A 15,339-nucleotide genomic window follows, 5' to 3' on the forward strand; every position below is an offset into this window, starting at 1 on the left:
ACGTTATCCGGTCCCCCAAAGTGCGGACACCGTGATGATGCATTCGCATGCACCCAGTTGGGGGGACAATCTGGCCCTCGTTCGCCCGTCGGCCACTATGCGGACCTGTTTTGTACCCCATTGTGTACCCCGCTTACCCCGCCGTGGACCCCGGCCGACACCTGGCGGCACGCGGACGACCCGCGGCGCACCGGCTCGGGGCGGACCGGGTAGCGTCGCCCTCGTGGCGACTGCAGACGAACCGAAGGTGGGGCGGATCCCCGTCACCGGCCTGACCCCCGCGACCCCTGACCGCACCTTCCCGACGAAGGCCTTCGTGGGAGAGGTCGTCCCGTTCGGGGCGACCGTCTTCAAGGAGGGGCACGACCTGATCGGCGCGACGCTCGTGCTCGCCGGGCCGGACGGCGTCGAGACCCGGCACCGGATGACCGCCGGCGTCCCGGGCACCGACCGCTGGACCGTCGAGGTCCAGCTCGAGGCCGAGGGCCTGCACACGTGGGCCGTCGAGGGCTGGCGCGACGACTGGGCCACGTGGCTGCACGTGGCCGAGATCAAGGTGCCGGCCGAGCAGGACGTCGAGGTGACGTTCCAGGTCGGCAGCCAGCTGCTCGAGGCAGCCGTCGCCGACTACCCCCAGACGACGCTCGTCCGCGACGCCGCGAAGGCGCTCGGCAACACGGGCCTGTCGCCCGCCGCCCGCCTCCGGGTCGCGACCGACGCGCGCCTGGCCGCCGTCTTCGAGCAGCAGCCCCTGGCCAGCCTGGTCACGCGCAGCGCGCCCGAGCAGCTCCGCGTCGAGCGCGCCCGTGCCGCCGTCGGCAGCTGGTACGAGTTCTTCCCCCGGAGCGAGGGTGCCAAGAAGCAGCCCGACGGCACCTGGCGCAGCGGCACCTTCCACACGGCCGCGCGCCGCCTCCCCGCCATCGCGCGGATGGGCTTCGACGTCGTGTACATCCCGCCGGTGCACCCCATCGGTCGCACCTTCCGCAAGGGACCGAACAACACGCTCGAGGCCGGGCCGGACGACCCCGGGTCGCCCTACGCCATCGGGTCCGCCGACGGCGGTCACGACGCCGTGCACCCCGACCTCGGCACGATCGCCGACTTCCGCTGGTTCGTGCAGACCGCGAAGAACGCCGGGCTCGAGCTCGCCCTCGACCTCGCCCTGCAGTGCTCCCCCGACCACCCGTGGGTCACCGAGCACCCCGAGTGGTTCACGACCCTGCCCGACGGCACGATCGCGTACGCCGAGAACCCGCCCAAGAAGTACCAGGACATCTACCCGCTCGACTTCGACAACGACTACGAGGGGCTCAGCCGCGAGATCCTGCGCATCGTCCTGTTCTGGATCGACCAGGGCGTGACGATCTTCCGGGTCGACAACCCGCACACGAAGCCCGTCATGTTCTGGGAGTGGCTCCTCGCCGAGGTCCGCGAGTCGCACCCCGAGGTCGTGTTCCTCGCCGAGGCGTTCACCAAGCCCGCCATGATGCAGGCCCTCGCGCAGGTCGGCTTCCACCAGAGCTACACGTACTTCACGTGGCGCAACGAGAAGTGGGAGCTCGAGGAGTACCTCGAGGAGCTCTCGCACGAGACGAGCCCCTGGTACCGGCCCAACCTCTTCGCGAACACCCACGACATCCTGACCCCCTACCTGCAGCACGGCGGTCGCGCGGGCTACAAGGTCCGCGCCGCCATCGCGGCGACGGCCAGCCCCACCTGGGGCGTGTACTCGGGCTACGAGCTCTTCGAGGACGTCGCCCGGCCGGGGTCGGAGGAGAACATCGACAACGAGAAGTACGAGTTCAAGCCGCGCGCCTGGGCCGCCGCCGAAGAGGCGGGAGCCTCGCTCGCGCCGTACCTCACGCTGCTCAACCGCATCCGGTCCAGCCACCCCGCCCTGCGGCAGCTGCGCAACCTCGACGTGCACTCGAGCGACGACGACGCGATCCTCGTCTACTCGAAGTACCTCGGCCGCGCGCACACCCGCAGCGGGCGCGCCGACGGCATCATCGTCGTCGCCAACACCGACCCGCACTCGGCCCGCGAGACGATGGTGCACCTCGACGTCACCAAGTTCGGTCTCCAGCCCGGCGGCACCTACACGGTGCGCGACCTCGTCACCGGTCAGTCCTGGACCTGGGGCGACGACGCCTACGTGCGCCTGGACGCCTTCGTCGAGCCCGTGCACATCCTCTCCGTCGACCTCGACCGCACCCCGTAGGAGCGCCCCGTGACCGCACCCGACACCCGTCACCCCGCCGACCCGACGCCCCCCGACGTCCCGGTCGCCGCCGTCGCCCCCGAGGCGCCCGCCGCTCCCCCGCTCGACGAGCACGAGGTGCGCGCGGCCGCCGCCGGTCGGCACGGCCACCCGCACCGCCTGCTCGGCGCGCACCCGCACGAGGGCGGCACGACCGTCCGCGTCGTGCGGCCGCTCGCCGAGACCGTGACGGTGACCGACGACGCCGGCACCCGCGTCGAGCTCGAGCACGTGCTCGACGGCCTCTGGCAGGGCACGACCTCGGGCTCGCTCGACGCGTACCGCGTCGAGGCGACCTACTCAGGAGGCGCGGCCTGGGTCGCCGACGACCCCTACCGGTTCACGCCGACCGTGAGCGAGCTCGACCTCTACCTCTTCGGCGAGGGCCGGCACGAGCAGCTCTGGAAGATGCTCGGCTCGCACGTCGTCGAGCACCAGGGCGTGCGCGGCACCTCCTTCGCCGTGTGGGCGCCCCACGCCCACGCGGTGCGCGTCACGGGCGACCTCAACGGGTGGGACGGCTCGCGCCACGCGATGCGCAAGCTCGACGGCAACGGCATCTGGGAGCTCTTCGTGCCCGGCGTCGACTCCGGCGCCTACAAGTACGAGATCCTCACCCCGGACGACGCCTGGGTCGAGCGCGCCGACCCCATGGCCCGTCGCGCCGAGGTGGCCCCCGCCACGGCCACCGTCATCACGAAGGCCGCCCACGAGTGGGCCGACGGCGACTGGATGCAGCAGCGCACCCAGCGCGACCCGCACCAGGGCCCGATGAGCGTCTACGAGATGCACGTCGGCTCGTGGCGGCCGGGCCTCGGCTACCGCGACCTCGCCGACCCGCTCGTCGAGTACGTCACGGCCCTGGGCTTCACGCACGTCGAGTTCATGCCCCTCGCCGAGCACCCCTTCGGTGGTTCGTGGGGCTACCAGGTCACCGGCTACTACGCCGCGTCGAGCCGCTTCGGCAGCCCCGACGACCTGCGGTACCTCATCGACCGCCTGCACCAGGCAGGCGTCGGCGTGATCATGGACTGGGTCCCCGGGCACTTCCCGAAGGACGAGTGGGCGCTCGGCAGGTTCGACGGCCGCGCGGTGTACGAGCACTCCGACCCGCGTCGCGGCGAGCAGCCCGACTGGGGCACGCTCGTGCCGAACTTCGGCGACTCGCAGGTGCGGAACTTCCTCGTCGCCAACGCGCTGTACTGGCTCGAGGAGTTCCACATCGACGGCCTCCGCGTCGACGCGGTCGCCTCGATGCTCTACCTCGACTACAGCCGGAACGACGGCGAGTGGCTGCCGAACGAGCACGGTGGCAACGAGGCCCTCGAGGCCATCTCGTTCCTGCAGGAGACGAACGCGACGGCCTACCGCCGCAACCCCGGGATCGTCATGATCGCGGAGGAGAGCACGAGCTGGCCGGGCGTCACCAGGCCGACCAGCGAGGGCGGGCTGGGCTTCGGGCTCAAGTGGAACATGGGCTGGATGCACGACACCCTCGACTACATCGAGAAGGACCCGCTCTGGCGCCCGTACCACCACGGTGAGATCACCTTCTCGTTCCACTACGCGTTCAGCGAGAACTTCGTCCTGCCCATCAGCCACGACGAGGTCGTGTACGGCAAGGGCTCGCTCTTCACGAAGATGCCCGGCGACGACTGGCAGCAGCGCGCGAACCTGCGCGCGTACCTCGCGTACATGTGGGGCCACCCGGGCAAGCAGCTGCTGTTCATGGGCTCCGAGTACGGGCAGCCCACCGAGTGGAGCGAGGAGAACGGCCTCGACTGGTCCGCCCTCGACCGGCCCGAGCACCAGCAGCTCTTCACCCTGGTGCAGGAGCTCAACGCCGTGTACCGCGGGCAGCCGGCGCTCTGGGAGCACGACTTCGACACCGACGGCTTCGAGTGGATCGACGGCGGCGCGGCCGAGCAGAGCGTCGTGGCGTTCCTGCGCAAGTCCGACGACGGGCAGCGCCTCGCCGTGCTGGCGAACTTCTCGGGCCAGCCCGTGGCGATGCGCTTCGGCCTGCCCGAGGCGGGCACCTGGCGCGAGGTGCTCAACACCGACGCGGCCGCGTACGGCGGTTCGGGCGTGGGCAACCACGGCTCGGTGACGGCCGTCGACGAGCCCTGGGCCGGTCGGCCCGCCTCGGCCGACGTGCAGCTGCCGCCGCTCGGCGTGGTCTGGTTGCAGCTCGACCGCTGACCGGTCGGCGTCGCACGCGACGAAGGGCGCCCCTCCTGCAGGAGGGGCGCCCTTCGTCGTGCGGCGACGTCGCGGTGGTCGCGCGTCAGTAGAGCAGCATCGTCAGCCGACGCCGCGCGGCGCCGACGCGCGGGTCGTCGGTGCCGACGATCTCGAAGTACTCGAGGAGACGGGTGCGGACGGCGTCCTTGCCCGCGGCGTCGAGCTGGGGGAAGAGCGTGAGCAAGCGGTCGAAGGCGTCGTCGACGTGGCCGCCGCTGACGTCGAGGTCGGCCACCGCGAGCTGCGCGCCGGGGTCGGTCGGTGCCGCCGCGGCCGCGTCGCGGACCTCGGCGATCGTGGCGCCCTGGAGCCGGGCCAGCAGCGACACCTGGGCCAGCCCGGCCACCGCGAGCTGGTCGCGCGGGTCCTGGGCGATGGCGGTGCGGTAGGCCGCCTGCGCCGCGGCGTAGTCGCCCCGGTCGATGGCGTCGTAGGCCTCCTGGTGGTGCGGCGGCAGCGGCTCGGGAGCGGGCTCGGCCGCGTCCTCGCCCTCGGCGGCACCGTCGGCGCCCGCCACCGTGACGGTGCCCGTGACGCCGTTCTGCGCCGCCAGGTCGAGGACCTGGTCGAAGACGTCGCGCACCTGCGCCTCGGGCAGCGCCCCGACGAAGAGGGACACGGGGCGTCCCGCCACCACGGCCGCGACGGTGGGGATCGACTGGGCCTGGAACGCCTGCGTGAGCTGCGGGTTCGCGTCGACGTCGACCTTGACGAGCAGCAGGCGCCCCCCGAGCTCGGCGACGAGCTTCTCGAGCACCGGCGAGAGCTGCTTGCAGGGGCCGCACCACTCGGCCCAGAGGTCGACGACGATCGGCACCACGTTGCTGAGCTCCAGCACCTGCGAGAACGTCGCGTCAGTGGCGTCGAGCACGAGGGAGGGGACCTGCACCGCAGCGGGGGCGCCCGTGGCGTCGACCGCGGTCGACCCGGCCGCGCCGTCGGCGCCGGAGGCGGTCCCGCCCGTGGCGCCGGGCGCGGGGGCGTGCTGGTGCGGGGGCTGGGCGGGGCGGTTCACCAGCGACGAGAGGTCGACGGCGCCGCGCAGGCCGGCGGGGAGGGGCGGGACGTTGCTCATGGCAGCTCCTTGGCTGAGACGAGGGACTGGCTGAACCCGAGCAGGACGACGCCGTCGTCGCTGCCCACGGGGGGCACGGAGAAGAGCAGCTGCACGCCGTAGGTGGCCTCGACGCCCTTCGTGGACTTCTCGATGCCGAGCAGCGTCTTCACCTGCCCGGCGGGGTTGACCTCGGCGCCGGCGGCGGCCGGCTTCACGGTCTCGACCTCCTCGAGCGCGACCGACACGATCGCTCCGGCGTCGTTCGTCGCGAGCGCCACGGCCGGGCTGTCGTCGACGGTCGAGGTGTAGTCGATGGTCGCGGTGCTGGGCAACGACTCGCGCTTGGCGTCCTTGTAGGGCTTGCCGATCTTCTCGCGGAGGGTGTCGCCCTCGGACTGGAAGAGGCTGGCGAACTCGCTCTCGTCGCCGTTGCGCAGGATGTCCGCGTACTCGGACGCGATGTCCCCGGGCTGCACCTTGAGCAGCTTCACGTCGGGCGCCAGGCGCGCGGCGCCCACCGCCGCGGGCGCGACCGTCGGCAGCGTGGCCTGCGCCTCGAGGCTGGTCAGGTACAGGACCTTGTAGGGCTCCCGCGCCTCCTCCTGCACGAGCGTCAGGGCGACGGGTGCCACCGAGGCGTCCTCGCCCTGGACGACGACGAAGGCCGTGCGCGGCCAGGCGTCGGCCTGCTGCGGCAGCGTGAGCGTCACGTCGCCCGAGGGGACGGCGACGGGACCGGCCACGGCCGGGTCCTTGTCGCGGATCGCGTAGACGGCCTCCCGCTGCTCGAGGGCCGGGCCGGTGAAACGGGCGGCCGCCGCGTCGGCGTCGAGGGCCGCGTCCGCCTCGGCGGCGGTCGCCGCGATGCGCTCGACGATGCGCTCGGCCTGGTTGGAGGTGAGCACCGGGGGCTGGATGTCGTCCGCCTGCGGCGACGCGGTGGCGGCGCTCGGCGTCGGCGTGGCGGCGGCACCGCCGTCGCCGCTCGGCCAGTAGTCGGCCGAACAGCCCGAGAGCGCCAGCGCGCCCACGACGAGCACGGGCAGGAGCGCCGTGCGCGAGCGGCGTCCGCGGCGGGCACCGCCCTGGCGCGGGACCGTTCCCGGGCCCGCGGCCGCGAGGGCGCGCCGGCTCGACCGGCGCGACGCGCGCTGCGGCCGACCGCCGTCGCCACCGCGTCGGCGGGGGCCGCGCAGGCGTCGGTGGTGCCGCAGCGCCCAGACGTAGAGGCTCAGGCCCACGACGAGCAGGACGAGGCCGCCCACGATGAGCGGACCCGCGGTCGGCGTCGAGGTCGACAGGGGCCAGGTGACGCTGATCTCGTCCGGGGCGGGCGCCGTGCCGTTCGAGGCGACGACGAGCGACACGTCGTCGGGCACGTCGACGGTGAAGGTCAAGGAGGACCCGTCGTACTCGCGGTACCAGAGGTCGGAGCCCTCCGGGTCCGGCACGGGCTCGTCCGCGCCGGCGACCGCGCGCGACACGAGCTCGCCGCTCTCGTCGTCCCAGCCCACGACGTCGTGGGGGGCGTCGCCGACCCACGCCTCGACGTCGCTCGCCCGCCCGTAGGCGGCGAACGCCTCGTCTCCCCCGGAGATGCGGATCGTCTGCCGCCCGTCGTGCCCCTGCAGGGCCGACGCCGGCACGACCGTCAGGGGCGTGCCCGACGTCGTCACCGACGACGTCACCGACGAGGGCGGCGCGAACACGGTGCGCTGGGCGAAGCCGAGCGCGACCATGAGCGCCGCGAGCACGACGACGACCGCCGCGATGATGAAACGCACTGAGCTCTCCCTCCGTGCCGCCTCCCGGTCGGGTCGGAGCACCGGGCGCCGTCGTGCACCCGGGCTCGCACGGGCTCGGCGTGGTGGCCGGGCGCGGCAGCAGAAATCAAGACGACTCAGCGTACTAGCCCTGTCTGGGAGCCGTCCCACACCATCCTGCCGCCCAGCTCCGGCGTCGTGCCCGCCCGGTAGCATCGGCGAGCCGGACCACCACGAACACGGGCCCGGCGCAGACCAAGAGGAGACGACACCGTGGCAGCTGACGAGAACGAGTTCGGCACCGAGCTGCGGGGCTACCGCAAGGACGAGGTCGACCGCGCCCTGGGCGACCTGCGGCGCGAGCTCATCGCCTCGAACGCCTCCCGCGCGCAGGTGGCCGCCGAGGTCAAGCACCTCCAGACCCGCGTCGACGAGCTGCAGGCCGAGCTCGACGAGACCGGCTCCCCCACCTACTCCGGCCTGGGCACGCGCCTCGAGCAGACCCTGAGGATCGCCGAGGAACAAGCCACCCGCCTCGTCGGGCAGGCCGACGTCGACGCCGAGCGGCTCCGGCGCGAGTCGCGCGCCGAGGCGGAGCAGGTCCTCGCCGACGCCACCGAGCGGGCGACGGGGCTGCTCGACGACGCCCGGGGTCGGTCGGCCGCGCAGGTCGAGGAGAGCACGGGCGAGGCCGACCGCCTCGTCGCCCGCGCCCGGTCCGAGGCCGACCTGCTCCTCCAGGCCGCCCACCGCGACGCGGCCGCGCAGCGCGGTTCCGCCGCCACCGACGCCGCCGAGCACGTCGCCACCGCCCGGCGCGAGGCCGCCGCCCTCCGGGCCGAGGTCGAGCGCGAGGTCGCCGAGCGCCGGGCCGACGTCGAGCGCGAGCTGTCCGACGCCCGCGACGAGGCGGGCGAGCTCCAGCGCGAGAACGAGCGCGTGCGCCAGCAGCTGACCGCCGACGAGGAGCGCCAGCGCGCCGACCTCGAGCGCGAGGCCGCCTCCGTGCGCGAGACCCTCGAGCGTCAGACCGCCGAGACCCACGAGCGCCTCGCCCGCGAGATCGCCGAACAGGCCGAGCGCCTCGAGCGCGAGGCCGAGCAGCAGCGCGCCGAGCTCACGGGCGAGGCCGAACGGGTCAGGGCCCAGCTGGCGGCCGAGACCGCGGAGGTCCGTGCCCGTCTCACCGACGACGAGGCAGCCCAGGCCTCACGCCTCGCGGCCGAGCAGGAGTCCGTCCGCGCCGCGCTCGAGGGCGAGCGGGCCCGGGCCACCGACGAGCTCGAGGCCGAGCTCGCGCAGTCCCGCACCGACGTCGAGCTCGAGCTCGTGGCGTGGCGCGACGAGGCCGAGAAGGAGCTCCTGCAGCGCCACCACGACGCGGTCGCCGAGATCCAGGGCCACCTCGACGTGGCCAAGGCCGAGCTGGCCGACGCGACCTCCCGGTCCGCCGAGGTGCGCGCCGAGACCGACGAACTGGCCGCCACCACCTACGAGCAGGCCCGGCGCACGCGGGCCGAGGCCGACGAGCACGCGCAGCGCGTGACCGGCGACGCCGAGGCGCGGGCCGCCGCCCTCGTCCGCGACGCCCGCACCGAGGCGGACGAGCTCACGCGCGACGCGGAGGAGCGCCTCGAGGCGCTGCGGCGCGAACGCGACGGCATCGCCGCGTACTTCGAGAACCTCCGCGGCATGCTCGGCCAGCCCGGCGATCCTGCGACAGAGTAGACAGCACGGGGAGCCGACCGATCGGGCGGCCCACCCGCCCGTCGACAGGAGCGCCACCGCGTGAAGATCAAGGACCCGTTCCGGCTGGGGCTCCTCGCCGGGCTGGGCGTGCTCACGGCGCTCGTCATCGGTGGCGCCGTCGGGCAGCTCTCGACGATCCTCACCTACGTGGGGGCCTCGCTGTTCATCGCGCTGGGCCTCGACCCGGTCGTCTCCTGGCTCGAGCAGCGGCGCGTGCCGCGCAGCCTCGCGATCGTCATCGTGCTGCTCGTGGCCCTCGGTGCGTTCGCCGGCGTCGTGTTCGCGATCGTCCCGGTCCTGGTCCAGCAGATCACGGTCCTCGTGACGAACATGGTCGAGTACCTGCAGAGCGTCACGACGCAGCAGTTCGTCGACAACCTGCAAGCGCTCGTGCCCGAGGAGTTCTTCGACGTCCAGGCCACCTTCGACCAGCTGCTGACCTTCCTCACGGACCCCCAGAACGTCGCCACCATCGGCGGCGGGGTGCTGGCCGTCGGCGTCGCCGTCGGCAACGGCGTCTTCGGCACGATCGTCGTCATCATCCTGACCATCTACTTCACCTCGTCGCTCGGCTCGGTGAAGCGCAGCCTCTACCGCTTCGTGCCGCTCTCGAAGCGCGCCCGGTTCGTCGACATCTCCGAGCAGGTGACCGAGTCGGTCGGCCGCTGGGTCGCCGGCCAGTTCACGCTCGCCGCCGTCAACGGGGTCCTGAGCTTCGTCTTCCTCACGGTCATCGGCGCCGAGCTGCCGGTGGTCTTCGCGTTCGTCGCGTTCCTCGGTTCGCTCGTGCCCCTGGTCGGCACCATCAGCGGGTCCGCGGTCATCGTGCTCGCGCAGGTGGCCCTCCTGCCGAGCTCCCCCGCGACCTGGATCACCGCGGCGATCTGGTACCTGGTCTACATGCAGGTCGAGGCGTACGTGCTCAGCCCGCGCATCATGAACCGCGCCGTCGAGGTCCCCGGCGTGCTCGTCGTCATCGCCGCGCTCGTCGGCGGCACCCTGCTGGGCGTGCTGGGCGCGCTCGTCGCGATCCCCGTCGCCGCCTCGGTGCTCATCGTGCTCCGTGAGGTCGTCGTCCCGCGGCAGAACACGGTCTGACCGGTCCGCGCCTCGCGAGGGCGAGCGGGCGGGCCGGACGACCGGCGCCTCCTGCCGGCGGGGCACGCGCAGGAGGGGCGCCTCAGGCGTCCGTGCCGGGCTCGGGCCAGGTGGTCGGCAGCGGGAGCGCCTGCGGGGCCACGCGGGCGACGATCTCGCCGAGCACGCGCGCCGTCTGCTTCTCGCCCACCCAGAGGTGCTTGCCCCCCTCGACGGCCACCACGTCCGCTCCGGGCACCACGGCGAAGCGCTCCTGGGCGGCCTCGGGGCGCAGGTAGTCGTCCAGCTCGGGCACGATCGCCGCGAGGAGCACGCCGCTGCCCGCCCAGCGGGCCAGCTCCTCGGTGCTCGTGCGGTGCAGCGGGGGCGACAGGAGGACCGCTCCGGCGATCTCGTGCCCGAGGCCGTGCTTGAGCGCGACCTCGGTGCCGAACGACCAGCCCACGAGCCACGGCGTCGGCAGGCCCTCCTCGCGGACGAGGCGGACCGCGGCCTCGAGGTCGGCCGCCTCGTCGACGCCCTCGCCGAAGCTGCCCTCGCTCGTGCCGCGCGGCGACCGCACGCCGCGGAAGTTGAAGCGGAGGACCGCGACGCCGGCCAGCGCCGGCAGCCGAGCGGCCATCTTGCGGACCACGTGGCTGTCCATGAAGCCGCCCGCGGTCGGCAGGGGGTGCAGGGCCACGATCGTCGCCACCGGCTCCCGGTCGAGCGGCAGGCTGAGCTCGCCGACGAGCGTCAGCCCGTCGCTCGTGCGCAGCTCCACGTCGCGGCGACGCGCGGGCAGCAGCACGCCGCCCCGGATCTCGACGGCGTCGGTGTCGGTGTCGGTCATGCGATCCTCCAGCAGTGCTCGTGCCAGTGTCGTCGGGCGGCGAGGTCGGCGGCGTCGCCGAACAGGCCGTCGGCCCTCCAGGCGACCACGTGGGCGGTGCCGGGCGCGATGACGAGCTCGCACCCGGGGCAGCGGTACTCCTTCGTCGCCGAGGCGCGGCTCACGGGCTGCACGGTCCAGTCCCGGCCGCTGCGCGTCTCGGTGCGACGCCCGCCGAGGACGACCTGCGACAGGTCGCGCTCCGGCTCGTCCGGCTGCACGCCACGGGGGCGACGGGGCCGGTTGCTGCGGGGCATGCCGTCCAGCGTAGCGACCCCGCGCTGGGTGGGGTCAGCGACGACGGTGCCGCGTCGTGCTCAGTACCAGTTGTGGGACTGCGAGTGGCCCCAGGCGCCGCAGGGCGTGCCGTAGCGACCGGAGATGTAGCCCAGTCCCCAGGTGATCTGCGTGGCGGGGTTCGTCTGCCAGTCGGCTCCCGCGCTCGCCATCTTGCTGCCGGGCAACGCCTGGGGGATCCCGTACGCACCGCTCGGGTTGTAGGCGTAGGTGTTCCAGCCGGACTCCTTCTGCCAGAGCGCGACGAGGCAGTCGTACTCCCCCGTGCCCCAGCCCCGCGCGGCGATGAGCTCGGCGGCAGCCGCCTTCGCGCTGCCCGGGTCGGGCGTGCCGGCCGCAGGGGCACCGCTGCTCTTCGGTGCCGCGGGAGCCGCAGGGGCGTCCGCCGCCCCGTCGGGGGCCTCGGTCGCCCCGGGCTCGGGCGTCTCGGTCACGACCGGCGCAGGGGGCACGTACTGCGTGATCTCGTACGCGTCGCGCGACGCGGTGGTCGCCGCCACGGCCGAGTCGACCGTGAACGACTGGCCGGGCGCGACCAGGGCCGCCGCGCCCCCTGTCGTCGCCGTGGCCGCCTGGGCACCCGCGAGCGGGTTGACCAGGGAGGCCGAGACGAAGGCGAAGGACGCGCAGAAGCCCAGCAGGGGCAGCACGTGACGGCGCCGACGCACGACGGGACCCGTGGCGACCGCTCGACCGGGCGCCAGGCGCAGGGGGGCGGACGCGGATCGCCTCGCGCGGGGCACCTCGGCGCGGGGTCGCTGGACCACGGCGACGCGCTCGTTCGACGCGTCGGGGACGGAGGGTGCGGAGTGCCTGGCCATGAGTGGCTCGAGGCTACCCGATGGTGCTGCGGACGACCAGCACCCCGCGCGGGGAGGACGAGGTCAGCGCACCGCGAGCATGACGTCGACGACCGCGTCGAGGACGTGGTCCACCTGGGCCTCGCGGTAGCCGCCCCGCTTGGCCCGGAACACGCTCGACCGGACGTCGTCGATGCTCAGCGGCTGACCCGCCGTGAAGTAGGCCTGCAGCCGTCGCACCAGGCGGTCGACGTCGTCCGGGTGGTACCCCTGCGTGAGCAGGCCGACGCGGTCGAAGCGGTGACCCTGGGGGCGGTCGAACCGGGCCACCAGCTGCTCGGCCACGCCCCGCGCCCCGCTGTACCAGTCGGCCTCTCCTCCGCCGGCCAGCGCCCGCTCGCGCTCCCGGCTCGCGAAGGCGTCCTCCAGGCGCTCGAGGGCCGCGTCGACGTGCTTCGTCGAGTAGCCGCCCTTGCGCATCGTGAACGCCGTGCGGCGGATGCGCGTCGCGTCGACGGAGGCCCCGTCGGCGCCCGCGTCGTCGCCGACCTCGGCCCCGCTCGTGTACGCCCGGCGGGCCTCCGCGAGGAAGGCGTCGACCTCCTCGACGTCGTAGCCGAGCTGGCCCTTGGCAGCGGTGGGGAAGGTCGCAGTCACCCGGACATCATGCCGCACGTCGACCGCGCAGCGCCTGGGGGCACGGGCACGAGCACGAGCACGGGCACGGGCACGGGCAGTCGCTCACGCGAAGACGAGGTAGAGCGCGTACGCCACCGCGGCCGAGGGCAGCGTGCTGTCGAGCCGGTCGAGGAACCCACCGTGCCCGGGCAACCAGGTGCTGATGTCCTTGATGCCGAGATCGCGCTTCATGAGCGACTCGGCGAGGTCGCCGATCGTCGCGGTGACGATGATGAGCCCACCGAAGATCAGGCCGAACCACCAGGGCTGACCGAGCATGAGGACGCTGAGCAGCACGGCCACGACGAGGCTGATGACGACGGCCCCCGCGAAGCCCTCCCAGGTCTTCTTCGGACTGATGCGGGGTGCCATCGGGTGCTTGCCGAAGTTCAGGCCGGTCGCGTACGCCCCCGTGTCGACGGCGATGACGACGATGAGGCCGGCGAGGGTCCACCACTGCCCGCCGGGCTCCGCGGCCAGCACGACCATGAACGTGCCGAGGAACGAGCAGTAGATCTGCACGAACGCCCCGGCGCCGAGGTCGCGGACCAGCTCGGCCGTCGACGCACGGTGGGACGGTCGCAGCGTCTCGACGAGCCGCCAGACGGTGACCAGCAGCACGCCGACGAGCAGGGCCAGGAACTGGCCCCGGGCACCGGCGTAGAACGCGGCCGGCACCATGGCGAGACCGATGAGCACGCTCGGCAGGCGCGGGACGTCACGCCCCGCGAAGCGCAGCGCGCTCGCCAGCTCGAAGCACAACGACGCGATGAGCGCCGCGGCCACCACCATGAAGAGCGCCTTCACGAAGACGAGGCTCAGCACCACGGCCGCACCGAGGCCCACGCCCACGGCGATCGCCGCCGGCAGGTTCCGCCCGGTGCGGGCCGTCAGCGCCGCGTTGCGCTCGTCGATCTGCGCCTTGCGCGTGCGGAACTGGGCCTCGAGGTCGTGCCGCGCCGCCTGGGCGCGAGCGTCGAACTCGGCCCGTCGACTGCCGAGCGTCGTCTTGCGGACCGGGCCGGGGGCCTCCTGCCGGCCGTCGTCGGGAGCGTCGCTCATCAGACCTCGAGCAGCTCGGCTTCCTTCTTCTTGAGCGCCTCGTCGACCTGGTCGGTGTAGCTCTTGGTGATGGCCTCGAGCTCCTTCTCGGCACGGGCCACCTCGTCGTCGCCCACCTCGCCCTTGAGGGCGTCGAGGTCGTCCTTCGCCTTGCGGCGCACGTTGCGGACCTGCACCTTGGCGTCCTCGCCCTTGCCCCGGACGATCTTGACGAACTCCTTGCGGCGGTCCTGGGTGAGCTCCGGGATCGTCACGCGGACGATGGTGCCGTCGTTGGTGGGGCTCGCTCCGAGGTTCGGGAAGGTCGCGATGGCCTTCTCGATCTCCTTCAGGGCCGACTTGTCGTAGGGCGTCACGATCATCGTGCGCGCCTCGGGCACCTGCAACGACGCCAGCTGCGCGAGCGGGGTCGGGGTGCCGTAGTAGTCGACGGGGATCTTCTGGAAGAGGGCCGCGTTGATGCGGCCCGTGCGGACCTGACCGAAGTCGGTCCTGGCCGACTCGAGCGCCCGCTCCATCTTCTCGCGGGTGTCGGTCAGTACGTCGGTGATCGCCATGGTGCTCCCTAGGTTCGTGTCGAGCTTAGTCGTCAGTTGCTGACGAGGGTCCCGATGCGCTCGCCCCGAATGGCCGCGGCGACGTTGCCGTCGCCCTCCATGCCGAAGACGTGCATCGGCATGCCGTTGTCCATGCAGAGGCTGAACGCCGTCGAGTCGACGACCTTGAGCCCCTGGACGAGGGCCTCCTGGTAGGTCAGGCGGTCGAGCTTGACCGCCGAGGGGTCGTGCCGCGGGTCGGCCGAGTAGACGCCGTCGACGCCGTTCTTGGCCACCAGGACCTCGTCGGCACCGATCTCGAGCGCACGCTGCGCCGAGACCGTGTCGGTCGAGAAGTAGGGCAGGCCCGCGCCCGCGCCGAAGATGACGACGCGGCCCTTCTCGAGGTGCCGCTCGGCCCGGCGCGGGATGTACGGCTCGGCGACCTGCGTCATCGCGATCGCCGACTGCACGCGCGTCGCGGCGCCGGCCTGCTCGAGGAAGTCCTGCAGGGCGAGGGCGTTCATGACCGTGCCCAGCATGCCCATGTAGTCGGCCCGGCCCCGGTCCATGCCGCGCTGGCTCAGCTCGGCCCCGCGGAAGAAGTTGCCCCCGCCGACCACCACGGCGATCTCGACCTCGGTCGCGGCCTGCGCGATCTCGCGGGCGATGCCCCCGACGACGTCGGGGTTCACGCCCAGCTGGCCGCCCCCGAACGCCTCGCCCGAGAGCTTCAGGAGGACCCGTCGCCGCTTCGTCGTCCCGTTCGTCATGTGCACTCCTCAGTCTCGTCGTGGCCCTGGGCCAGGGTAGCGGTGCCGGGCTCCGAGGCCCGTGACCGCGTGTCGCGCCCCGGGGTCCGTCGGACCCCCGGACACGACGACGGGGTCCGGGACACGTGCGTCCCGGACCCCGTCGTGG

General features: G+C 73.2%; 13 protein-coding genes. 4 read left to right on the plus strand and 9 right to left on the minus strand.

Annotated elements, in window-relative coordinates:
• Positions 1–223: 223 nt before the first annotated feature.
• Positions 224–2,224 (plus strand): alpha-1,4-glucan--maltose-1-phosphate maltosyltransferase, encoded by a 2,001-nt coding sequence (locus tag ACYVHQ_RS05505; protein WP_460511134.1) that lies wholly within the window; start codon positions 224–226, stop codon positions 2,222–2,224.
• Between the two features lie 117 nt (positions 2,225–2,341).
• On the plus strand, positions 2,342–4,465 hold the full coding sequence (gene glgB, locus ACYVHQ_RS05510) for a 1,4-alpha-glucan branching protein GlgB (RefSeq protein WP_460511254.1): 2,124 nt from the start codon (positions 2,342–2,344) through the stop codon (positions 4,463–4,465).
• A gap of 85 nt (positions 4,466–4,550) precedes the next feature.
• Here the strand turns inward: glgB and ACYVHQ_RS05515 are convergent, their stop codons facing one another.
• On the minus strand, positions 4,551–5,582 hold the full coding sequence (locus ACYVHQ_RS05515) for a tetratricopeptide repeat protein (protein ID WP_460511135.1): 1,032 nt from the start codon (positions 5,580–5,582) through the stop codon (positions 4,551–4,553).
• A complete protein-coding gene (locus ACYVHQ_RS05520; protein ID WP_460511136.1) occupies positions 5,579–7,348 on the minus strand; it encodes a hypothetical protein in 1,770 nt (589 codons plus the stop codon). Before ACYVHQ_RS05520 ends, ACYVHQ_RS05515 begins: the two co-directional genes overlap by 4 nt.
• A 252-nt stretch (positions 7,349–7,600) precedes the next feature.
• On the opposite strand from ACYVHQ_RS05520, the gene ACYVHQ_RS05525 reads away from it, so the two are divergent.
• Both ACYVHQ_RS05525 and ACYVHQ_RS05530 read left to right on the plus strand, forming a co-directional pair.
• A complete protein-coding gene (locus tag ACYVHQ_RS05525) occupies positions 7,601–9,055 on the plus strand; it encodes a DivIVA domain-containing protein (protein WP_460511137.1) in 1,455 nt (484 codons plus the stop codon).
• A 60-nt stretch (positions 9,056–9,115) separates the two neighbouring features.
• A complete protein-coding gene (locus ACYVHQ_RS05530) occupies positions 9,116–10,174 on the plus strand; it encodes an AI-2E family transporter (protein WP_460511138.1) in 1,059 nt (352 codons plus the stop codon).
• Positions 10,175–10,256: 82 nt separating this feature from the next.
• Here ACYVHQ_RS05530 and ACYVHQ_RS05535 read toward each other — a convergent pair whose 3' ends face one another.
• From ACYVHQ_RS05535 to pyrH, 7 genes are all read right to left on the minus strand, one after another.
• A complete protein-coding gene (locus ACYVHQ_RS05535) occupies positions 10,257–11,006 on the minus strand; it encodes an alpha/beta hydrolase (RefSeq protein ID WP_460511139.1) in 750 nt (249 codons plus the stop codon).
• On the minus strand, positions 11,003–11,302 hold the full coding sequence (locus ACYVHQ_RS05540; RefSeq protein WP_460511140.1) for a hypothetical protein: 300 nt from the start codon (positions 11,300–11,302) through the stop codon (positions 11,003–11,005). The genes ACYVHQ_RS05535 and ACYVHQ_RS05540 overlap by 4 nt, the downstream gene beginning before the upstream one ends.
• A gap of 60 nt (positions 11,303–11,362) precedes the next feature.
• Positions 11,363–12,163, minus strand: a complete 801-nt coding sequence (locus tag ACYVHQ_RS05545; protein WP_460511141.1) for an aggregation-promoting factor C-terminal-like domain-containing protein — start codon at positions 12,161–12,163, stop codon at positions 11,363–11,365.
• Between the two features lie 63 nt (positions 12,164–12,226).
• Complete coding sequence (locus ACYVHQ_RS05550; RefSeq protein ID WP_460511142.1) at positions 12,227–12,799, minus strand: DivIVA domain-containing protein; 573 nt, start codon at positions 12,797–12,799, stop codon at positions 12,227–12,229.
• Positions 12,800–12,883: 84 nt separating this feature from the next.
• The gene (locus tag ACYVHQ_RS05555; protein WP_460511143.1) at positions 12,884–13,882 is read right to left on the minus strand and encodes a phosphatidate cytidylyltransferase; all 999 of its coding nucleotides are present in this window, start codon (positions 13,880–13,882) and stop codon (positions 12,884–12,886) included.
• Positions 13,882–14,439, minus strand: coding sequence for a ribosome recycling factor (gene frr, locus ACYVHQ_RS05560; protein ID WP_460511144.1), 558 nt, complete (start codon positions 14,437–14,439; stop codon positions 13,882–13,884). The genes ACYVHQ_RS05555 and frr overlap by 1 nt, the downstream gene beginning before the upstream one ends.
• Positions 14,440–14,471: 32 nt before the next feature.
• Positions 14,472–15,191, minus strand: a complete 720-nt coding sequence (gene pyrH / locus ACYVHQ_RS05565) for a UMP kinase (RefSeq protein ID WP_460511145.1) — start codon at positions 15,189–15,191, stop codon at positions 14,472–14,474.
• Between the last annotated feature and the right edge of the window lie 148 nt (positions 15,192–15,339).

The organism is Frigoribacterium salinisoli (assembly GCF_054781095.1).